This window comes from Bordetella tumbae (assembly GCF_054780995.1).
Genome location: NZ_BAAGVG010000026.1, coordinates 73,085 through 95,090 on the forward strand (window position 1 = coordinate 73,085; position 22,006 = coordinate 95,090).

The window sequence follows — 22,006 nt, forward strand, 5'->3', positions numbered from 1 at the left end:
CCCCAGCGATACCGCGTAACCTTGCTTCCTGACAGAAAACTGAACTTCCTGTCCCCCAGGCAGTCAGATATCGTTCCGCATTCTCGACAGGAGCCCCTCTTTCATGAGCGCCCGCCAGCTACTAGAACAACTTCTGCAATCCGGCCAAGGCCTGGCCCGTGACGCCAGTACGCGTGTGCAATCCGCCACCGCTGGCGGCAACACGTCGTCCTTTTTGACCGGCCTGGGCGGCGGCGCCTTGGGCGCTGGCGCGTTGGGCCTGCTGCTGGGCAGCAAAAAGGCCCGCAAGGTAGGCGGCAAAGTCGCCATGTACGGCGGCATGGCTGCTCTGGGCGCGCTGGCTTATCGCGCATACGGCGACTGGCAGAAAAAACAGACCCAGCAACCCGCGTCCGCGCCGGCTGCGGCACCGACGCCCGCGCTGACGGCAGAGGCCTTCCAGAGCCTGCCCGCGAGCCAGCTCGAGCAGCACAGTTCAGCCGTGCTGACCGCCATGATCGGCGCAGCCAAGGCCGACGGCCACATCGGCCCCGAAGAACGCCAACTACTGGAGACGGAGCTCGGCAAACTGTCCACAGACGCAGCCGATCGCCGCTGGCTAGAGGCCGAACTGGCCCGCCCGCTCGACCCCAGCGCCATCGCCGCTGCAGCGCAAAGTCCCGAAATGGGCGCGGAAATGTACCTGGCCAGCCTCATCATGGTCGACGAGGAAAGCTACATGGAACGCGCCTATCTGGACGAACTGGCACGCCAACTCAAGCTGGCGCCTGATTTGAAGGCGCACCTGGAAAGCCAAGTGAAAACACCGGCGTAATTGCTGGGCCTGCCAGACGGGCTCTACAGCATATCCGCAGAGGACAACGCCGGCGTCTCGGCCAGACGCTGGCTGATCACCCGGCAAGCCTGCAGCAAGGGCGCGACATAAGCCGTCTCTGGATCGGGTTTTTGGCGAAAGCGCAGCGTACTGACGCTGATGGCCGCCACCGGCATACCATCACGGCCAACAATCGGCGCGCCAAAACAATAAATACCTGCCTCGTTTTCCTCATCGTCCACCGCCCAGCCACGCTGGCGGGCTTGCTCAAGCAACACACGCAAGCCCTTGAGGTCTTTCACCGTATTCGGCATATAGTGCGGCAACGGCTGCGGCAATGTTTCCAGCACCGCTTGCTGCGACGCTCTGTCCAGCATCGCCAGATAAGCCTTGCCCACGGCCGTCGAATGCAGGGAAACGTTGGTCCCGATGCGCGAGTTCATCTGCACGGCGCTCGGGCTTTCGAGCTTTTCAATGTAGACCATGTGCTGGCCATTGGGCACCGCCAGATGCACGGTCTCGCCCGTCACATCGCGCAGCTGCTTGAGTGCCTCGACAGCCGCCAATCGCAACTCGGAACGCCCCCAACTGCGGCTGGCCAACTGAATCAGACGCGGCCCCAGTGTCAACCTTCCCGTATGGGGATGCTCAGCCAATAGGCGCTCGGCCAGCAAAGCGGCCACCGTGCGGTAGACCGTAGGACGCGGATAACCGCTCAGCTTGCTGAGCTCGGCAATCGTCATCGGATCCGAGGTATCCGCCACCAACTGCAGTATGTGCATGAACTTTGAGAACGCAGCAGTCCCTGCGACCTGAGCTGTGGGAGGAGACGCAACGGGCGTAGAGGCTGGCATGGCAATCAATGAAGAGGCTAATCAAAACATGGCGAAGCGCGGGCGGCCGCACAACGAGACGCCCGCACTATCTGCGTATTTTACGGAGCCCGTCAGACAAAGCCCAACATGCTGGACGCTCAGAAAGTCCCGGGATACGTACCGCCGTCGGCCAGCACGTTTTGTCCCGTCATGTAGCCCGCCTGCACGCTGCACAAAAATGCGCAGATCGAGCCGAACTCCTCGGCGTTGCCGAAACGTTTGGCGGGGATTCCTGCCAAACGTGCGGCGCGCAGCGCATCGACTTCTTTGCCAGTCTTGGAAGCAGCCGCCGCCATCGTGGCCTTCAGGCGATCCGTCTCGAACGCGCCGGGCAACAAATTATTGATCGTCACGCCGCGTGCCGCGATGCCACTGCGCGCCACGCCCGCCACGAAACCGGTCAGCCCGCTGCGTGCGCCATTGGACAAGCCCAGCACATCGATCGGTGCCTTTACTGCACTGGACGTAATGTTGACGATGCGCCCAAAGCCACGTTCGGCCATGCCATCCACCGTGGCCTTGATCAACTCGATCGGCGTCAGCATATTGGCCTCGACGGCCTTGAGCCACTGCTCTCGGTCCCATTCGCGAAAATCACCGGGAGGCGGACCGCCCGCATTCGTCACGACGATATCGTAATCGCGGTGCTCGGCAAACACGGCGTCGCGGCCCTGCGGCGTCGTGATATCGACGGCCACGGCTTTGACAAAGGTGTCAGCATTCGGACGGGCTTGCAGCAACTGCTGCTGTGCCGCGTTCAACGCCTCTGCGCCGCGCGCGACGATCACCACATTCACGCCCTCGCGCACCAGCGCCAAGGCGCAGCCGTAGCCCAGGCCCTTGCTTGCCCCACCCACCAGGGCAGTCCTGCCCGCGATTCCTAAATCCATCCTTGATTCCTCGTCTAAAAAAACCGCGCCGCGCACAACGCTTACGGCTTCATGTTGAATTTTTCGATCAGAGCCTTAAAGGTAGCATTGTCGCGCTCGATCTGTGCGGTAAACACTTTCTGGTCCTCGACGACATAGCCCAGATTCTGTTCGTCCATGAATTTCTTCAGGCTGTCTTCCGCTGCAGCTTTGCGAAAAGCTTCGCCCAGCGTATCCAGTACAGGCTGAGGCGTGCCCTTCGGTGCGGCGATGCCTCGCCACGTTCCAATAGACAGATCGATCTTGCGCTCTTTCAGCGTCGGCACATTCTCAAAGCCTTTGACTCGCTGATCCGCCATCACAGCCAGCGTCTTTAATTTTCCGGCTTTCACGTACTGAATGACTTCTGCAGGGCTGACTGCCACGGCATCTATGTGGCCACCCAGCAGTGCCAACACAGCGGGATTCCCGCCCGTGAACGGGATGTGGTTGAATTTCACGCCGGTCTTGTCCTCCAGCGCCGCCGCAGCCAAATGCCAGATGGAACCTACTCCCGCATTGCCTACTTGCATCGTCTCGGGCTTGGCGCGGGCCGCCTCCAGGAACGCTTCGATCGTGTTGTACGGTGAATCGGCCGATACCGTGATCGCCGATGGATCCGCATTGAGCTGGATAATCGGCGTAAAGCTTTCGTACGTGGTCTTGGTCAATCCCAAATGCGGAATGATCACCATATCCGCCGTCACCAAGGCCAACTTGTAGCCATCCGGAGCACTCCTGGCGACTTCGGTCAGGCCGATTCCGCCCGCTGCGCCTGGCTTGTTCAGTATCACGATAGGCTGCGGAAAATGCTTGCGCGACGCATCGCTCATGGCGCGCGCCAGCGCGTCCGTGCCGCCGCCGGCGGCAAACGGCACCACCAGCTCCACCGGCCGGCTCGGGAAACTCTGTGCCTGTGCTGCGGGTATGGTGGCAAATGCCGCCATACCGCCAAACAGCGCAGAAACCATACAGCGATTGAATGCACGACGCTTCATCTATCTCTCTCCACACAAAACTGACCACATTATGGTCATAATGTTTATTTTATGGACAGATTATAGGCAGCTTCCCCACATGGACGAGATCCGGGCTTACCCTAGCGGAGTACGTGCAGCAAAATGCGTATTCGCACCTGTCTTGAAAAACGCCGGTCCATTTAGCATGGAGTCACACAGACATGACGCAAACCTATAGCGACGCAGAACGCCAGACTCGTATCGATCTCGCCGCCTGTTATCGATTGATGCCGCTGTTCGGTATGAGCGACCTCATCTACAACCACATCACCGCGCGCATCCCGGGGAAGGACGACGAAATCCTGATCAACCCCTATGGCTACATGTACGAGGAGATCACCGCGTCGAGCCTGATCAAAATCAATGTCCAAGGCGAGATCCTCGACAATCCGCACACAGACCTCGGTCTGAATCAAGCGGGCTACGTCATCCACAGCGCCGTCCATGGCGCACGCCATGATGTCGGCTGCGTGATCCATACGCATTCGCGTGCCGGCATGGCCGTCTCATGCATGAAAGATGGATTACTGCCGTTGACGCAAACGGCCATGCGATTCAAGGACATCCCCTATCACGACTACGAAAGCGTCGCCATCGATCTGGACGAACGCGCCCGATTGGTCGCCGATCTGGGAAAACAGGACGCCATGATTCTGCGCAATCACGGGCTCTTGGTCGCTTCCCCCAGCATCGCCGAGGCGTTCAATGCCATGTACTGGCTCGAAATGGCGTGTCGTGCTCAGGTCGACGCCATGTGCTCTGGCGCAGCCCTGACAATGCCACCAGAGAGCGTTGTCAACAAAACCCATCATCTCTATCAGCCGACTGTCCGCCGGCCATTCGGTTTGATGGAATGGCCGGCCATGCTGCGCTATCTGGACAGGCGCAATCCAGGTTATCAGGACTGACCACACATCCGAGAGCTCGTCGTCATAACTTCGCGACGGCGGCATCGTTTACATGGCGAGGGCCATAGGCCTAGGATCGTACCTAGCGGCCGACGAATACGGGCTTGCGTTTTTGCGCAAAGGCCGTGGCCGCGTTGCGATAGTCCTCGCTGTTATTTGCCCGATCGAATATTTCGTTGATGCGGGCGTCCTGCTCTGCCACGGTACCGGCGGAGATGGCATTCAGTTGCAGCTTGCTGCCCGCGATGGATAACGGCGCGTTGTCCATCATGTCTGCACCAAATTGAATGGCAGCGGTAACCGGATCGTCAGCCGCGACCGAATCAATAAAACCAGCCTGATGCGCTTGCGCGCCATCCACGGACTTTCCCGTATACAGCCATTGCCGCGCCGCGCTGACGCCGATCAAATGCGATAGACGAATCAACTGTATGGTGGGATAGACCAATCCCAGTTTGGCGACAGGCACACTCACGCGTGCACTGCCGTCCCCCACTCGGAAATCGCAACACAAAGCCAAGCTGGCTCCACCACCCACGCATACGCCGCTGATGGCGGCGACCACTGGCGTCGGCGCGTCTTGCACAGCGGCAAAACATGCCTGAATCACTGCGCGATACGCGTCAGCGCGCACGGGATCGCTCAGTGCCTCGCGAAACGCCAAGATGTCGTCGCCCGCGCAAAAATGGCCCGCCGCGCCGGTCAACACGGCCAATCGCACGGAAGTATCTTGCGCAAATCCCAGAAAGGTGTCGCGCAAATCAGTCCATGCCTGCAGGTCGCAGGCATTGCGACGATGCGGACGGTTGATGGTCACAATGGCGATGCGGCCGCCGTCGCGGCGCTCGACTTGGATTTCAGAGGGCATGACGTTTCCTGCGTTTGTGCTGTGGTTGAATCAGCTGTGAATTAAATAAAGGCATCACTGAAGCGTGATCTTGGCGTCGTCGATGACCTTGCTCCATTTCGCGACCTCACCGTCGAGCCGCTCGCGAGACTGCGGCACCGTGGTGTACAGCGGCACGATGCCTTGCTGCTGCAGTTTCTCCCGGAACTGCGGCGAGTCGCTCATCGTCTTCATCGCGGCGTTCAGTTTCTGCACGATCGCGTCAGGTGTGCCCTTGGCCACCAGAATGCCGTACACCGATTGCGCCGTAAAACCTGGCAACCCTTGCTCGATCATCGTCGGGAGATCGGGCAATACGGGAATGCGCTTCGCGCTGGCGACGCCCAATGCGGTAATGCGCCCCGAACCCAGATTGGCCAAGGCAGTCGGTGCCGTCGCAAACATGATTTGCGTCTGCCCGGACAACAAATCCACCATCGCAGGCGCTGCACCGCGATACGGGACATGCAGCAGTTGCAAGCCTTCACGCATACGGAACATCTCGGCGACGGCCTGTTCCACCGTGCCTGGGCCAGCCGAGGCATACGCATGCCGACCCGGCTCTGCTTTGAGCTTTGCCACCAATTCGGGGACTGTCTTTACCCCCATGCCTTGATTCACGACCAGCAGAATGGGTAACTCGCCCACCATCGACACCGGCGTGAAGTCTTTCAGCAAATCGAATCCGACCACCGACTTGTCCATCAACTTGCCATTCAAGGCATACGAGGTCGTGGCCGCCATCAACAAGGTATAGCCGTCGGGCTTGGCACGTTTGACGAACTGCGCGCCGATGTTGCCGGCAGCCCCTGCCTTGTTTTCCACGACCACGGACTGGCCTAGCTGCTCGGCCAATGCCGCTCCCACGATACGTCCCACCACATCCACCGCACCGCCCGTCGCATAAGGCACGATCAAACTGATAGGTTGCTGCGGATACTCCGCTCGAGCCGGGCTCGCCACGATCATCAGCGCGCATGTTGCAGTCAGCGCAGTGAGGCACTTGTTCCACTTGGTGCTTTTCATGAAATTTCCCCTTGTCAGCATTCATATCGCCGATGAGGGCACCTGTCTCGATGCACTTCGCCGGCTCATCACGGTTCTGCAACGCGGCTCATTTCGGGACGCGATAACCCGAGCGTTCCAGATCCCATATCCCTTGCACATCACGCGGCAACTCTTTCTTCTGAATACGCTGCGTGGGTGTTTTGGGAAACTCGTCGATAAAAGCGATATAGCGCGGGATTTGGTAGTACGGCAGCCGCGTCTCGCTCCATTGAATCAGCGCCAGAGGATCAAGCGTCTTTTGATCCTTTACCCGCACGAACAGTTTGAGTTCGTCTTCGCCCAGATCACTCGGCACACCGATCAATGCGGTTTCTTCGATGTCGGGGTGCTCGGCAATCACGCGCTCGACTTCCCAAGCCGAGATATTGATCCCGCGCCGGCGCAGCATGTCTTTCTTGCGGCCCGCGTAATACAAGAATCCTTGCTCATCCTGGCGTGCCAAATCCCCCGTGCAGAACCAATCCCCGCGGCGCGAGGATGCCTCGGCTTCGGGGTTGCGGAAATACCCCAGAAACTCCAGCCCCTGGGCCTTGGCACGCACCGTGATTTCGCCGGACTCACCGACAGCGACCGGCTTGCCCTCATCATCTGCCAACACGATGTCGTAGTAATCCAGAGGTTTACCGATCGCGCCCGCCGGCCCTTGCGGATTGACGGTGACAAAGGTGATCAACTCGGACAGGCCATACCCCTCGCGCATCTCGACGTTGAACCGAGTGGCAAAAGCGTCCCATAGCTCTGCCGGGCAGCCGCCGCCCCAGGCAATCTTGACGCCATGATCGCTATCAGAAGGCTTGGGCGGCTGCTTGAGCAACATGGGAATCACTGTGCCCAGGTAATGGATATGCGTGACGTTATAGCGGCGCGCGTCATCCCAGAACCGTGACGCGCTGAATCGCTCCACCATCGCCAGTCGTGTTCCACCCAGCAATGCCGAGATGATGACGGCGACACCTGCACCATGATGCAGGGACTCCCACAACAGAAAGGTATTACCCGGCTGCGCCCCGGTTAAACGCAGAATCGCCATCGGCCCCGCACGCAACGTGCGGTCGGATTTCAAGACGCCTTTGGGCGCCCCCGTCGTGCCGGAGCTGGGCGTGAGCGCCAAGATGTCATCGGCTCGTATCTGCACCGGCAACGGATCGGCAGGCAAGGCCAGGTATTGCTCAAAGGCGTGCGCAGAATCGCCGCCGCCCCGCCAGAGCACATGCTCGACACGATTCAACTCGGGCACAAGCGCATCGGCATAGTCCGCATCCGCGATCAATCCACGCGGCTCCAGATGCTCGAACAAATGTGTCAGCGAAGCGCCTTTCAAATGCACATTGATCGGCACGCGCACGAGCCCCAACGCAGCTAATGCAAATATCGCGACGATATGATCCGGATGACTGGGCAGCATCAGGCCTACGCGGTCGCCCGGCCGCAATCCGCGATCCCACAGCAGCTTGGACAGCTTCAGCACGCGCTCATACAGCATGCCCAGCGTCATTACCTCGTCTTTGAAATAGCAGTAAACCCCGTCCGGATCCTCGCCGGCACGGCGGGCAATGAGTTCGGCAATGGTTTCGTCCGACACCGGCGCGATGTCAACGTGAGTCGAAATAGTCATGAAATCAATGAATCGATCAGAGGAAATAAAACGGGTCGAATCCCGCCAATCACGCAAATGCGCCACGGCGGCGGGCCCGTTCGGCCAAGAACGCCTCCATCATGCGAGCCGGCTCGCCCGACTCGTACGATTCATGATGAATACGCGCTGCAGCCTGGATCGCCTCACGGAATGCCGCTTCGGTGACTTCTTGAAAACGCTTTTTATCCAGTCGCAATGCAATCGGCGGCTTTGCAGCCAGCTCGTTCGCGATCTGGATCGCACGCGCCATGACCTGCTCGCGCGGCACGATGTAATGAATCAGGCCGATGTGATGGCATTCGGCCGCCTCCATCATGCGTCCGGTCAATGTCAGCTCGATCGTGCGCGACATGCCCAACATTTCACGCATGATCCAGGGACCTGTGACACTGGCAATGCCCGAATTGATTTCGGGTTGTCCCATCTTGACCTCGGGATGCGCCACACGGATATCGCCAAGCAATGCGACCTGAAACGCCGAGCCCGCGGCCGTACCGTTGAGCGCGATGATGAGAGGCTTCGGAAAACTGCGCATGGCGTCGTAGAAGATCTCCCACTCGCCAATCCAGCTTTCGGCGCGGGCGCCGTCGAATGTCTGCGCTTCGTTGAGATCCTGTCCAGCGCAGAACGCACGGTCGCCCGCTCCCGTCATGATCAATGCACGCACGCCCTCATCGGCGGCGCAGTCACGCAGAGTCTGGACGATCTCGTCGCGCATCTCGACATGCCAGGCATTCAGGACCTCGGGACGATTCAGAGTCAGAATCGCAATGGAATCGCGTTGTTCGAATTTGATGTGCTTCAGGGACATGAAACGGCTCCGGGTTTCCGGTCGATCTCGCTCGTTTGCTCGATTTCGACCAGCCATCTAAATAATTACATATCAATTAATATGTTTGATATTCAATTTTTAGGCAGCTTAAATGAATTTCGAAACCCGAAATAACTAGGGATAACGCGTATAAAGAAAATCAGCCCGGCAAAATAATTGAATTCCAATTATTTTGCCGGGCTGATTTTCTGCTTTTCAACAAGCGGTCTGAAGCCAAGCTCGGTAGGCCACGCGCGACAGCGTCGACTGCCTGTCACAGGCAATCGACGCTGCGATCAATCACGTATTGAGCGGATCAGAAAGTAGAGAGCTGCTTGGCAGCGTGCTGCACCAGAGGCAGCAATTGCGAGCGTGCGGCTTCCATATCAAAGCGCGCCGCGAGCGTGGACAGATTCAGCGCTGCCACGACTTGTCCGGTCATCCCGTAAACCGGCACTGAAATCGAGACACTGCCCTGCCCCAGATTTTTTTCTGTCATGGAATAGCCATTACGGCGTGCCTTGTCGAAGATAGCCAGAATCTCCTCATCGTCCCGGTCGCCAAAGCGGGCGCGTACCTGTGCAGACATGCGCGCAATCATGTCCAGCAACTGCGCTCTAGGTGCGTGAGCCAGCAATACCTGCCCCGACGAGGCGGGCAGCGCATCGAAACGGCTGCCCACCGGCATATTTACCGAGGTGAGATGCACACTGGGAATATGGCCCAACACGATAATCTCGTCGCCGTCCAGCTCCAGCCAGGACACCGTTTCATGTGTCTCTTCGGCCAACTGCAGCATCACGGGATAGGCATTCTGCAACCGTGCATTCGCGCTCAGCATCCCCCCAACCAGACCAACCAGCTTGGTCGACAGGGTATAGGTCTTGGCCGCCGCATTGCGCTTCAGGTAGCCCAGTTGATGCAGGGTATACACAAAACGCTGCGTGGCGCTGCGCCCCATGCCCGTACGTTCCGTCAGATCCTGCAACGACAGGCCGTTGGATTCCTTGTCGAACGCCTGCAACACGCGCATGGCTTTTTCTACCGACGCGACGAACAGGCGTTCATCGACGCCGTCTTCGCGCACGCCAGGTGTTCGCCGGGACGTGGAAAGATCCAGGTCATCAGGATTCGAAGAAAGCCGGTCAGAAGAATCTGTCATGGGAAATACAAACCGCAGACATCCGCGGCGATGCTCAGGCAAAAAAAGGCGCGGTCAGTGTACCGCGCCCTTGCCCACTCTCGTAACCACCTCTCTGCACATGGCTCGCATCGGCCGCGGTGTAAACCTCCCGCGAGCTATACGACAATGATTGATCAGTGACTGATCATCCAGGGCCTCGCTCCCTGGAATGTCTTGCCGCCATCGGCCGTATGCCGCGTCTTGCCGGGACGAGACCGCGCTGCGCAACATCCGCAGTTCATCCCGTGCCCAGATCGGGTGCTGCGCGGCGAATCCGCACTCTTCTCGTTCATGGCATGCGCGCGGCGTACCGCCTGAGACAGAGTCGACAGCGCTGGCGCGCTGCCTATCATCCGTGCAGCGGACTGCCCGCATTCCGGGCATGCGGCGGGCGCCCGGAATTCGGACAGCGGCTTAAACGCATCAAACGGTCCGCAAGCCTCGCAACAATACTCATAGAGTGGCATGACGGCCTCGACTCAAAGATCGTAAGACACAGGCATATCGACATCTCCCTTGATATGCTTGATCGGCCCATCGGCGCCAGGCTGGATATCAAAATCGAAAATCTCCGTGGGTAGCCACAAGGTAGCGCAGGCATTAGGAATATCGACCACCCCACTGATATGGCCCTGCACCGGCGCCGTTCCCAAAATGGAGTACGCTTGCGCCCCGGAATAACCGAATTTCTTCAGATATTCGATTGCGTTCAGGCATGCCTGCCGATAAGCGATATGCACATCCAGATAATGCTGCTTGCCTTGCTCGTCGACCGAAATGCCCTCAAAAATCAGATAGTCCTTATAGTTGGGCACGATCGGGCTGGGCTTGAAGATCGGATTCTTGATACCGTACTTGGCCATTCCCTGTTTGATCACCGATACCCGCATGTGCACCCAGCCGGCCATTTCAATGGCACCGCAGAACGTGATCTCGCCATCACCCTGCGAAAAATGCAGATCGCCGACCGACAGGCCGCCGCCCTTCACATACACAGGAAAAAAGACCCGCGAACCTCGCGACAGATCCTTGATATCGCAATTGCCGCCGTGCTCGCGCGGTGGCACTGTGCGCGCACCCTCGGCAGCCGCTTTATCGCGCGCCACGCCCGACAACGTGCCCATATGGGCCGTCTGGGAAAACGGGGGATTGGCCAACGGCGGGACACGCGCCGGCTCAGTATCAATCAAGCTTTGCTCTCGTCGATTCCATTCGTCCAACATCGCTTGATCAGGCAGGCAACCGATCAAGCCGGGGTGAATCAGCCCGGCGTAGCGCACGCCAGGAATGTGGCGTGACTTCGTGAACATCCCCTCGAAATCCCAGATCGATTTCTGCGCATGGGGAAAATGATCCGTCAAAAATCCGCCGCCATTCTGCTTGCTGAAGAACCCGTTAAAGCCCCACAAGCTTTCCTGTTTGGCGCCGATATCGAGCAGATCAACCACCAGCAGATCACCAGGCTCCGCCCCCTCGACACCGACTGGCCCAGACAGAAAATGCACGGTGCTCAAATCCACGTCGCGCACATCGTCGGCGCTGTCATCGTTCTTGATGGCGCCGCCCGTCCAATCATAGGTTTCCAGCACAAAATCGTCCCCCGGCTTGACCCACACTGCGATGGGAATATCCGGATGCCAGCGATTGTGAACTTGCTCGTTCTCGTAGGGCGATTGAGCCAAATCGACTTTGATCAAAGTTTCTGCCATGGAGGTCTCCTTAGAAAGACGGAACAGGCGCTGACGCGGCAGCGATCGATATCAGGGAAAAAATCAGATGGACAAATATCTGCTGATGCTTTTCTCATCGACCTCGGCACGCGTGTTTTCCAACACAAAGCGGCCTCGATCGATCACGATCAAACGATCGGCGATCTGCAGCGTGAAACTGAGGACTTGCTCGGAAACGATGATCGCCAGATTTTTCATCGATCGAATTTCCAGCAAACTGCGGGCGATATCCTTGATGATCGACGGCTGGATGCCTTCGGTAGGCTCGTCCAGCATCAGGACCTTCGGCTGCGTCACCAGGGCACGCGCAATCGCCAACTGTTGTTGCTGTCCGCCTGACAGATCACCGCCCCGGCGCCGGCGCATCTCGTGCAGTACCGGAAACAGGGCATAGATCTCGTCGGGGATAGGATCGGCCAATGCACGCCCGCGCAACCCTGTACGAATATTCTCTTCCACGGTCAAGGTCGGGAAAATCATGCGTCCCTGGGGCACATAGGCAATGCCACGGCGCACGCGCCTGAAGCTCTCCATACCCGAGACGCTCTGACCATCAATGGAAATATCCCCGCCCATGGCAGGCAACATGCCTACCAACGTTTTGAACAGAGTCGTCTTGCCCATGCCGTTGCGCCCCATGATGGCCAGGATTTCTCCTTGAGCCACATTCAGATCCACGCCATGCACGACACGGCTCTGACCGTAACCTGCTTGCAGTCCTTTCACTTCAAACATTGCGAACCTCTCTCGTCGCGCCGCACTCAGTGCCCAAGATAGACTTCGATGACACGGGGATCGTTTTGCACATGGTCCATCGATCCTTCTGCCAATACCTGTCCCTGATGCAGCACCGTGACCTTGTCGGCGATATGCCGTGCAAACTCCATATCGTGCTCAATGACAATCATCGAACGGTCCTTTCCGATGCGATTCAATAGTTCTGCTGTTTTTTCCCGTTCCGACACGCTCATCCCGGCAACAGGTTCATCCAGCATCATGAGTTCGGGAGCCTGCATCAGCAGCATGCCGATCTCCAACCACTGCTTTTGCCCATGCGACAGCAATTCCGCGGGTCGATGCAGATGCGTCGAGAGGAATATCTGTTCGGCGACTTCTTCTACGCGCGCTACCACGTCGGCCGTCAACCTGAACGCCAGAGCGCCCAACACCGTACGGCCGCGAGGAAAGGAAACTTCCAGATTCTCGCGCACCGTCAACGTCTCGTAGATCGACGGCGTTTGAAATTTTCGGCCTACGCCTGCTCGCACGATCTGGTGTTCGCTCATCGCGGTCAGCTCAATATCCTTGAATCGAATCGATCCCGAATTGGCTTTCGTGCGCCCGCAGATCAGATCCAGCACGGTCGTCTTGCCAGCACCGTTAGGCCCGATCACCACGCGCGTCTCGCCCTTTTCTACGTATAGATTCAGATCATTGACCGCGACGAAACCATTGAAGGCCACGGTCAACCCCTCTACATATAGAGCGAACTCGTTATTGCCTTCGGGCAGCGCGCCTATCATCGGCATATTCATAGCGCCTCCCGCACCACGCTGCGGCGACGCAGTACCAGCCTGGGTCGCACATAGTCCTTGTAAATGCCGGCGAGGCCGTTCGGAAATGCCATCACCACCGCGATGAACAATCCGCCCATCAAGAACAACCAGACCTCGGGAAAGGTTTCCGAAAAGTAGCTCTTGCCAAAGTTCACGATCAAGGTGCCATACACCGCGCCCAGCAACGACAAGCGTCCTCCTACCGCGGCAAAGATCACCATCTCGATCGAAGGCACGATACCCACAAAAGACGGCGACATGAACCCCACCTGCAACGTGAACATAGCCCCACCAATCGACGAGAAAATCGCTGCCACGACAAAAATGAACACCTTGAAATTCGCCACGTCGTAACCTGAAAACCGTACGCGCTCTTCCTTGTCGCGCATGGCCATCAACAGTTTCCCGAGCTTGGAAGACAGCAGGAATTTTCCAAACAGGATGCAGCCGAACAACAGCACACCATTGACGAAATACAGCAACACACGCGCACTGTCGCTACGGATATCCCAACCTAACAAGGTCTTGAGATCGGTAATGCCATTGACTCCGCCGGTATACCCCTGTTGCCCGATGATCAGCACTGACAGGATCAACGCTACCGCTTGCGTCACGATGGCAAAGTACACCTCTCCCACACGGCGCTTGAACATCGCCGCCCCCAGAACCAGGGCCAGCAAAGCCGGAATCAACGGGATTGCAATCAACGTAAAGGCAAAGCTTTTGAATGGCTCCCAGAACAGCGGCAAGGCCGTCAACTGGTTCCAATCCATGAAATCCGGAATCCCAGGCGTAGACTGGATCGCCGTGGCCTGTGGCGTGGACGCCTCCAGCTTCAGGAACATGGCCATGCAATAGCCCCCCAGCCCAAAGAACACGCCCTGGCCCAGGCTGAGGATGCCGCCATATCCCCAGCACATGACCAGACCGATGGCCACAAAGGCATAAGACAGATACTTGCCCACCAGATTCAAGCGAAAGACATCCAGCGCCAACGGAAACACGACAAAGACAAGCGCGGCCAATATCCCCAGGCCGATCAGGCCTTCGCGCGCGCCCAGCACATTCTTGTAGAAACTCGACATCGCCAGGCTCCTTATTTACGCGTTTTGATGGAGAACAACCCTTGTGGACGCAGCATCAGGATGATGACAATGCCGGTGAGGGTCAGCACCTTGGCCATGGAGCCCGTCATAAAGAACTCTGACACCGACTGCGTTTGAGCAATCAGGAACGCTGAAGCGACCGTCCCCAACAAACTGGCTGCGCCACCAAAGACCACGGTCAAGAACGTCTCGACGATGTACAACGATCCGCTCGTAGGGCCCGTCGCACCTATGGTGGTAAACGCCGCACCCGCGATGCCGGCAATCCCGCATCCCAATGCAAAAGTCACGCGATCGACACGACGAGTGTCTATACCCACCGCCCCGCTCATCGCTCGATTCTGCACGGTAGCGCGCACGTGCAGCCCCCACGTCGAACGAAACAAGGCCAAAATCAGACCAGCCGTCATCAGGAACGTCAGCGCCATGACAAACAGCCCGTTGATGGGGATATCCACTCCCTCCGTGGGCTGCCACGAGCCCATCAGCCATTCCGGCATCTCCGGGCTGACCTCGCGCGGCCCGAAAATCGAGCGCAGCGACTGCTGCATGACCAAGGACAGCCCCCAGGTCGCCAGCAGCGTATCCAATGGACGTCGATACAAATGGCGAATCATGGCCCATTCGACCAGCCACCCCAACGCAAACGCCACCACGAAAGCCGCCACCACCGCGAACAGAAAATAATAGGGCGCAAACGCCGGCGCGTAGGTCTGCACCAGCGTAGCCAACAAATAGGTGGTGTACGCCCCCACGGCGAGGAATTCGCCGTGGGCCATATTGATCACGCCCATTTGCCCGAAAATCAGGGCCAGTCCCAATGCCATCAGCAACAACACGCTGAATACAGACAGGCCATTGAATCCCTGCATCAACAGGATGGCGCCAAACTCGGATAAGGATTCCATACCGCAACCTTCAAAGCGATTTGGGGCAAACCCCGGAGGCAGGCTCGGGGCACTCGGCGTGACAACGCGTCAGTCAACAGCTTATTGATAGCCCTTGGGAAAGGGATCGGGCTTGATCAACTCGGGCGTTTCATAGACCACGTCAAACTGCCCATCGCGCCGGATCTTGCCCACACGGGTCTTGCTCCACAGGTGGTGGTTGGGATCGATCTTGACGTAGCCTTCCGGCGCCTCTTTGTATTCCAGGTCAGGCGAGGCAGCCACGACCTTGTCCACATCGAAACTGCCTGCTTTCTCGACCGCCATTTTCCATAGCCAGGGTCCGAGATACGCCGCCTGCGTCACATCCCCGATCACGGCATTCGCGCCGTATTTGGCCTTGAAGGCCTCGACGAATTTCTTGTTGTTCGGGTTGTCCAGGCTTTGGAAATACTTCATGCACGAGTAAAAGCCCTCGGCGTTCTCGCCACCGATACCCAGCAATTCGTCCTCGGTCACTGAGATGGTCAACAGGGTCTGCTTGGCCGCCGTCACCCCTGCCGCCTTGAGTTGCTTATAGAACGACACGTTGCTGCCGCCGACCACAATGGCATAGATCACATCCGGCTTCTTGAGCTTGATCTTGTTGATCAGCGAGCCAAACTGCGTATGGCCCAGCGGATAGTAGTCTTCGCCGACTACCTGACCCTTGAGCACGTTCTCGATGTGCTTGCGCGCGATTTTGTTGGACGTCCTCGGCCAGATGTAGTCTGAGCCGATCAGGTAGAACGTCTTGGCCTTGGTTTCGCGATTGATCCAATCCAGCCCCGACAGAATCTGCTGCGTTGCCTCTTGCCCGGTATAGAAGACGTTTTTGGATTGCTCCAACCCTTCGTAAAACGTGGGGTAATAGAGCAGGCCGTTTTCTTTCTCAAACACCGGCAGCACCGCTTTGCGCGAGGCCGAAGTCCAGCAGCCGAACACCGTGGCGACCTTGTCGCTGACCAGCAGCTTGCGCGCCTTTTCGGCAAACGTCGGCCAATCGGAGGCGCCGTCTTCCTGGATGACCTTGATCGTGCGTCCGAGCACGCCGCCCATGGCATTGATCTGCTCGATGGCCAGACGCTCGGCCTGGATCGACCCCGTCTCGCTGATAGCCATCGTCCCTGTGGCAGAGTGCAGTTGCCCGACGATGACCTCTGTGTCGGTCACAGCCAGGCCCGTCGTGTTGACCGCCGCCGTCGCCGGTCCGGCGGCCCTGGACAGCACCGGCACGCCCATCAACGGCAGGGCTGCCATCGCCAACGCCATGCGTCGGCGAGCCGGGGAGATCAAATCATCGTTTAACTCAGGTTTGCGAGCCATCAATTGCTCCTAGCGGATGAATGCCACCATTGACCGGCTGCGCCCCAGCAAATGCTGGCGTTTAACCGGGATACGGTGCAATACTAGGCACCAATGCTGCGGCGCAATATACGTTGATTGACGTAGTGGCGATGCGACCGCCTGCAGGTAAAACCGTATCTACGTCATTCGACGCATATCACGTGTCTCACGCGCCCGGGATCCCTGCGTCGCCCACTACATCGGTCGTCCAATCTGGAACAAATTGCCGTGGATCCCAGCGCCTCTCAACGCATCGTCAAGGTTCGACGCGACTACAACACCTGGGTCGCCAACGAAACGCTGGAGGATTACGCCCTGCGGTTCACCCCGCATTCGTTTCGCAAGTGGTCCTTGTTCCGCGTAGCAAATACCGCTGGTGGCGCAGCCTCGTTCCTGGCGCTGGAGGCCATTGGCGGCGCCCTGGCCTTGAACTACGGCTTTATCAATGCCTTCTGGGCGATCGTTGCTGTCTCGCTCATCGTATTTCTGACAGGGTTGCCGATCTCGTACTACGCGGCGCGCCATGGTCTGGACATGGATCTGCTGACACGAGGCGCGGGCTTCGGTTACCTGGGGTCTACCCTGACCTCGCTGGTCTATGCGTCTTTTACGTTCATCTTCTTTGCGTTGGAGGCGGCCATCATGGCGCTGGCCATCGAGCTGGCAACGGGCCTGCCGCTGACGCTGGGCTATCTGCTGTGCGCCCTGGCCATCATTCCCATGGTCACCTATGGGATAACCCTGATCAACCGCCTGCAAAACTGGACGCAACCAATCTGGCTGATCCTGTTGATCGTGCCCTACGCCTTTATCCTGTTCAAAGAACCGCAGGCCTTGGACGGGCTGCTGAGCTTCGCGGGCCACCACCGCGACAACGGCCATTTCGATATTCTGCTGTTTGGCGCAGGCTCTGCCGTTGCCGCATCCTTGGTCACGCAAATCGGCGAACAAATCGATTTTCTACGCTTTCTGCCACAGCAGACACCCGCGAACCGATGGCGTTGGTGGGGCGCCCTGCTCTGTGCCGGCCCGGGTTGGATCGTCCCCGGCGCACTCAAAATGCTGGGCGGCGCCTTTCTTGCCTACCTGGCGTTGGGTCACGGCGTCAGCATGGAAAAAGCCGCCGACCCCACACACATGTACTGGGTCGCCTATCAATATGTGTTTTCCACGCCGGGTCTGGCGTTGATCGCCATGGCGGTCTTTGTCGTCATCTCGCAGGTAAAGATCAACGTGACCAACGCTTATGCGGGCTCGCTGGCCTGGTCCAACTTCTTTGCCCGTCTCACTCACAGCCATCCCGGCCGCGTCGTCTGGCTGGTTTTTAACGTCATGATTGCCATTGGCCTCATGGAGCTGGGTGTCTTTGACGCCTTGGAACATGTGCTCGCGATCTTTGCCCACGTGGCGCTGGCCTGGATCGGATCGCTAGTGGCCGATCTCGTCATCAACAAGCCCCTGGGCCTGAGTCCGGCCAACATCGAGTTCCGGCGCGCGTACCTGTATGACATCAACCCTGTCGGCGTGGGCAGCATGATGATCTCGCTCACGATATCGCTGCTGGCCTTCGGCGGGGCCTTTGGCGCACTGGCTCAGGCACTATCGCCATTCATTGCACTGGCGATCACGTTCGTCGCGGCGCCGCTGATTGCCTGGAGAACCCGCGGACGCTACAACCTGGCTCGCCAGCCCGGCACAACGCCCTCGCTCGAGTCGAAATGCGTCATCTGCGCCAATACCTTTGAACCACCCGACATGGCGCATTGTCCCGCCTACAACGGCGCCATCTGCTCGCTATGCTGTACGCTGGACGCGCGCTGCCATGATCGCTGTAAATCGGAATCGCGCGCTCAAGATCAATTGGGCGCTGCGCTACGGCGCATTTTTCCCGGGCCCATGACGCCACTCTTTCACTCGCGCCTGACGCACTACTTGATCATCCTGGGCGTCATGGCAGGGCTCCTGGCCTCAATCATGGCGCTGCTGTATTTTCAAGAGGCCGTGACCTACACCCGCAATGGCGCTGACATCAGTACGCTGAAGGCGGCTTTCATCAAGCTCTTTGCCGCCCTCATTCTGATCGGCGGAGTCGCAGCCTGGTGGCTGGTACTGACCAACGAAAGCCGCCAGGTCGCCCAAGAGGAATCGGATCGGCAAACGCATCTATTGCTGCGAGAGATCGCAGCTCATGAGCAAACCGATGCACAACTGCAGCGCGCCAAAGAAGCGGCGGAAAGCGCCAATCTGGCCAAGAGCCGCTTTATGAGCGGCATGAGCCATGAGTTGCGTGCGCCGCTGAACAGTATTCTGGGTTACGCGCAAATCATGGCGCGAGATCCCGCTTTACCGGAACAGCGGCGTGAAGCGATCGACGTGATTCACCGCAGCGGCAAGCATCTGATCGGGCTGATCGACGGCCTGCTGGATGTGGCGCGAATTGAAGCCGGCAAACTCAAGCTCGAAAACCATGAACTCCGATTACCTGAGTTCCTGGATCAAGTCGTCATGATGTTCCGGCCACAGGTCACACTCAAAGGACTGCAGTTCACCTATGAACCCTCGGACAACCTGCCGCGCATCGTCCAAGTCGACGAGAAGCGGCTACGGCAGATCCTCATCAATCTGCTGAGCAATGCCGTCAAGTTCACTCAACAGGGGCATGTCAGTTTTCGGGTACGCCATGTCTCTGATATCGCTCAGTTCGAGATCGAAGACAGCGGCGCGGGTATTCCCACTGCGGACCTGGAACGCATCTTTTTGCCGTTCGAACGCAGTTGGGCGGGTGAAGAGCAAGCCGACACAGGCAGCGGCCTGGGCCTGACAATCTGCCGCATGCTGACCGGCATCATGGGCGGCGAACTGACTGTCAGGAGTACGCTCGGGCAAGGCAGTGTCTTTACCCTGAAACTATTCCTGCCTGCCGTGCGGGCGCCGCGCACCGGCATCCTGCCACAGGGTCAGATAGTGGGCTATGAAGGCGCACCCAAACGGGTACTCACCGTCGACGACCAAGCCTCACAGCGGCTCGTCGTCAGAGAGATGTTGGAACCGCTGGGATTTATCGTGCATGAGGCCACCAACGGCGTCAGCGCATTGGAGCTCGTCGAGGCACTGTCGCCCGACCTGATCTTGATGGACATCTCGATGCCGGATATGCAAGGCTGGGACGTTTGCCGCGCTTTACGCACACGCGGCATCCATGTGCCGATCATCATCCTCTCGGCCAAGGCGTATGCACGCCCCGGCCCCAACGACACGCAAAACGCGCACGACGACTTTCTGACGAAACCCGTCATCATGGACGAGCTGCTGGATAAAATCGGGCAGCACCTGGGACTCTGCTGGCGAGAGCTCGACAGATCGCCCACACGGACTCCGGATGTAGATGAATTGCACCGCATCGCACTCGAGCGTCATCACACCGAGGCCCTGCTCGAGCTCGGTGCCATGGGTTATGTCAAAGGAATCCTCGCACGGCTGGAGGCAGTGCGCAGCACCCAACCTGAAGCCGCCATCCTCATCGACCACCTGATGGACCTGGCGCACAATTTCCAACTCGGCGAATACCAAAGCACGCTCAAGCATCATGTGCAGCATCACGCCACCCTCACGCAGAAATCATGCTGAATATCATGTCTACCGAACTCAAGGACAAGCATCTGGTGCTGCTGGTGGATGACACGCCGGACAACCTGAAGATGCTGTCCAACGCACTGGACGATGCGGGCTATGATGTACTGGTTGCCACCGATGGCCATGCCGCCTTGGCGCGCCTCGATTACGTCACGCCGGACATTGTGCTGCTCGATGCCATGATGCCTGGCATTGATGGCTTCGAAACCTGCCGCCGAATGAAAGCCGATCACCGCGCCGCACACATACCCATTGTCTTCATGACAGGGCTGACGGAAACCCAGCATGTGGTGCGCGGCTTTCAAGCGGGCGGCATCGACTATGTCACCAAGCCGCTGGACACCGATGTGGTGTTGGCTCGTCTGAATGCTCACTTGCGTAGTCATCGGCTGATGAACGTCGCGCTCGACGCCATCGACGCCGTCCACACCGCGGTGATCGCATTGAACGAGGCCGGCCACGCGATCTGGAAAACGGCGCGCGCACGCCAATGGCTACATACTTATTTTGGCTTTGATACCCAGGCAGCAGGTCTGCCGCACGCCCTGCAACATTGGATTAGCGAAGCCTTGAGGCACACCGAGATCGATCGAATCGCCCCCTATACCCAGCCGGGGGTCGATCGTCAGTTGGTCATGCATCTGGCCAGACGTCCGCACAGTACGCCGGGTGAGCTCACCCTGCTGATCGAAGAACAGCCGCTACCCATCGACCCACGCCATCGTCTCACCGAACAATATCGCCTGACCGCTCGCGAAACCGATGTCTTGCTGTGGCTGGCCAAGGGCAAGACCAATCGAGACATCGGAGAAATACTCGGCATGGCGCCGCGCACGGTAAACAAACACCTGGAGCACATCTTCGTAAAACTCGGCGTCGAAACACGTGCAGCGGCTACGGCATTGACACTAAAGCACGTGCATCACGCATAGTGCGGAGTCAGAGCCGCGTCGACGCCACTGCCGACGTCCACACCCAGCGTTTGCCACGCAACTCGAAATCGTAGGTCATCGTATCTGAGGGGGCTTGTCTGAACTGGCCGAACCATACCCGCACATGGCTGGGCGACAGCACTTCCCAACGAGATACGGCAGACAACGGACTATCTGCCGACAAGCCCAGCATGGAAACAAAGGCCTCGCTACGCGGGCTTTTCCCGATGCCGCTATCCGACCAGTCGATAGGCCATTCACCTAGCTCCAGCATCCCGGAGTACATCGCCAGCCCGGTCTGGAACGGATCGGCCACGTCGTCGCCAAACCGCGCTACGGCCAACTTGCCCATGCCATCATCAGAACGCGCGCAGAGCACGCGCTGAAACAGCGCAAGCAACGCATCCTCCTGGTCCACCCGCAGTTGCCCGCGCATTGTCTCCATCAGAGACTGTTTGCCATCGAGGCAGTGACGCGTTTCCAGAAACACACCCCTATCCGTACGGTCGATGTCAGTCTGATTTTTCTGACCCGTCATCATCGCAGCGATATCCTGCCGCACAGCGTCCTCAGCAGAGGTCGCGGCCAGCGACGCAGACATGATCAAACCACTCGCGGCCAGGCATCCCGATAACCGCACAAACGAAGCAATACTCATGATCGATACT

20 protein-coding genes are annotated in these 22,006 nt (G+C 58.5%); 4 read left to right on the plus strand and 16 right to left on the minus strand.

The genetic code is table 11. From position 1 onward, the window contains the following. The first annotated feature begins 103 nt into the window (after positions 1 to 103). Positions 104 to 814 carry a tellurite resistance TerB family protein gene (locus ACYVI2_RS28090; protein WP_415819219.1) on the plus strand — a complete coding sequence of 237 codons (711 nt, stop codon included), beginning with the start codon at positions 104 to 106 and terminating at the stop codon, positions 812 to 814. Positions 815 to 837: 23 nt separating this feature from the next. On the opposite strand, the gene ACYVI2_RS28095 is transcribed toward ACYVI2_RS28090, so the two are convergent. The 3 genes from ACYVI2_RS28095 to ACYVI2_RS28105 all read right to left on the minus strand — a co-directional run bounded on the left by ACYVI2_RS28095 (position 838) and on the right by ACYVI2_RS28105 (position 3,595). Then, a complete protein-coding gene (locus ACYVI2_RS28095) occupies positions 838 to 1,668 on the minus strand; it encodes an IclR family transcriptional regulator (protein WP_415819218.1) in 831 nt (276 codons plus the stop codon). Positions 1,669 to 1,787: 119 nt separating this feature from the next. Next, on the minus strand, positions 1,788 to 2,579 hold the full coding sequence (locus ACYVI2_RS28100) for an SDR family oxidoreductase (RefSeq protein WP_415819217.1): 792 nt from the start codon (positions 2,577 to 2,579) through the stop codon (positions 1,788 to 1,790). Between the two features lie 41 nt (positions 2,580 to 2,620). Next, positions 2,621 to 3,595, minus strand: coding sequence for a Bug family tripartite tricarboxylate transporter substrate binding protein (locus ACYVI2_RS28105; protein WP_460490385.1), 975 nt, complete (start codon positions 3,593 to 3,595; stop codon positions 2,621 to 2,623). Between the two features lie 182 nt (positions 3,596 to 3,777). On the opposite strand from ACYVI2_RS28105, the gene ACYVI2_RS28110 reads away from it, so the two are divergent. Beyond that, positions 3,778 to 4,524 (plus strand): class II aldolase/adducin family protein, encoded by a 747-nt coding sequence (locus ACYVI2_RS28110; RefSeq protein ID WP_415819216.1) that lies wholly within the window; start codon positions 3,778 to 3,780, stop codon positions 4,522 to 4,524. An 82-nt stretch (positions 4,525 to 4,606) separates the two neighbouring features. On the opposite strand, the gene ACYVI2_RS28115 is transcribed toward ACYVI2_RS28110, so the two are convergent. From ACYVI2_RS28115 to urtA, 12 genes are all read right to left on the minus strand, one after another. After that, a complete protein-coding gene (locus ACYVI2_RS28115; protein ID WP_415819215.1) occupies positions 4,607 to 5,392 on the minus strand; it encodes an enoyl-CoA hydratase/isomerase family protein in 786 nt (261 codons plus the stop codon). A 54-nt stretch (positions 5,393 to 5,446) separates the two neighbouring features. Next, positions 5,447 to 6,436: a Bug family tripartite tricarboxylate transporter substrate binding protein gene (locus ACYVI2_RS28120; protein ID WP_415819214.1), complete on the minus strand. Its 990-nt coding sequence runs from the start codon at positions 6,434 to 6,436 to the stop codon at positions 5,447 to 5,449. Positions 6,437 to 6,524: 88 nt separating this feature from the next. Further along, positions 6,525 to 8,093 carry an AMP-binding protein gene (locus tag ACYVI2_RS28125; protein ID WP_415819213.1) on the minus strand — a complete coding sequence of 523 codons (1,569 nt, stop codon included), beginning with the start codon at positions 8,091 to 8,093 and terminating at the stop codon, positions 6,525 to 6,527. A gap of 49 nt (positions 8,094 to 8,142) precedes the next feature. Continuing rightward, complete coding sequence (locus ACYVI2_RS28130) at positions 8,143 to 8,925, minus strand: enoyl-CoA hydratase/isomerase family protein (RefSeq protein WP_415819212.1); 783 nt, start codon at positions 8,923 to 8,925, stop codon at positions 8,143 to 8,145. A gap of 316 nt (positions 8,926 to 9,241) precedes the next feature. Then, a complete protein-coding gene (locus ACYVI2_RS28135) occupies positions 9,242 to 10,087 on the minus strand; it encodes an IclR family transcriptional regulator (RefSeq protein WP_415819211.1) in 846 nt (281 codons plus the stop codon). Positions 10,088 to 10,242: 155 nt separating this feature from the next. Then, complete coding sequence (locus ACYVI2_RS28140) at positions 10,243 to 10,575, minus strand: FmdB family zinc ribbon protein (RefSeq protein WP_415819210.1); 333 nt, start codon at positions 10,573 to 10,575, stop codon at positions 10,243 to 10,245. 12 nt (positions 10,576 to 10,587) lie between these two features. After that, a complete protein-coding gene (gene fmdA / locus ACYVI2_RS28145; protein ID WP_415819209.1) occupies positions 10,588 to 11,817 on the minus strand; it encodes a formamidase in 1,230 nt (409 codons plus the stop codon). A 63-nt stretch (positions 11,818 to 11,880) separates the two neighbouring features. After that, positions 11,881 to 12,573 carry an urea ABC transporter ATP-binding subunit UrtE gene (gene urtE / locus ACYVI2_RS28150; RefSeq protein ID WP_415819208.1) on the minus strand — a complete coding sequence of 231 codons (693 nt, stop codon included), beginning with the start codon at positions 12,571 to 12,573 and terminating at the stop codon, positions 11,881 to 11,883. Positions 12,574 to 12,599: 26 nt separating this feature from the next. Beyond that, on the minus strand, positions 12,600 to 13,367 hold the full coding sequence (gene urtD, locus ACYVI2_RS28155; RefSeq protein ID WP_415819289.1) for an urea ABC transporter ATP-binding protein UrtD: 768 nt from the start codon (positions 13,365 to 13,367) through the stop codon (positions 12,600 to 12,602). A gap of 2 nt (positions 13,368 to 13,369) precedes the next feature. Then, positions 13,370 to 14,479, minus strand: a complete 1,110-nt coding sequence (urtC, locus tag ACYVI2_RS28160) for an urea ABC transporter permease subunit UrtC (protein WP_415819207.1) — start codon at positions 14,477 to 14,479, stop codon at positions 13,370 to 13,372. A gap of 11 nt (positions 14,480 to 14,490) precedes the next feature. Beyond that, positions 14,491 to 15,408: an urea ABC transporter permease subunit UrtB gene (urtB, locus tag ACYVI2_RS28165; RefSeq protein ID WP_415819206.1), complete on the minus strand. Its 918-nt coding sequence runs from the start codon at positions 15,406 to 15,408 to the stop codon at positions 14,491 to 14,493. An 81-nt stretch (positions 15,409 to 15,489) separates the two neighbouring features. Next, positions 15,490 to 16,686 carry an urea ABC transporter substrate-binding protein gene (gene urtA, locus ACYVI2_RS28170; RefSeq protein WP_415819288.1) on the minus strand — a complete coding sequence of 399 codons (1,197 nt, stop codon included), beginning with the start codon at positions 16,684 to 16,686 and terminating at the stop codon, positions 15,490 to 15,492. Positions 16,687 to 17,001: 315 nt separating this feature from the next. Between urtA and ACYVI2_RS28175 the strand changes: the two genes are divergently transcribed. Together ACYVI2_RS28175 and ACYVI2_RS28180 are read left to right on the plus strand one after the other, a co-directional pair. Then, complete coding sequence (locus ACYVI2_RS28175) at positions 17,002 to 20,400, plus strand: hybrid sensor histidine kinase/response regulator (protein WP_415819205.1); 3,399 nt, start codon at positions 17,002 to 17,004, stop codon at positions 20,398 to 20,400. Further along, a complete protein-coding gene (locus tag ACYVI2_RS28180; RefSeq protein ID WP_415819204.1) occupies positions 20,394 to 21,338 on the plus strand; it encodes a response regulator in 945 nt (314 codons plus the stop codon). The genes ACYVI2_RS28175 and ACYVI2_RS28180 overlap by 7 nt, the downstream gene beginning before the upstream one ends. A gap of 7 nt (positions 21,339 to 21,345) precedes the next feature. On the opposite strand, the gene ACYVI2_RS28185 is transcribed toward ACYVI2_RS28180, so the two are convergent. Next, the gene (locus ACYVI2_RS28185; protein ID WP_415819203.1) at positions 21,346 to 21,996 is read right to left on the minus strand and encodes a hypothetical protein; all 651 of its coding nucleotides are present in this window, start codon (positions 21,994 to 21,996) and stop codon (positions 21,346 to 21,348) included. Between the last annotated feature and the right edge of the window lie 10 nt (positions 21,997 to 22,006).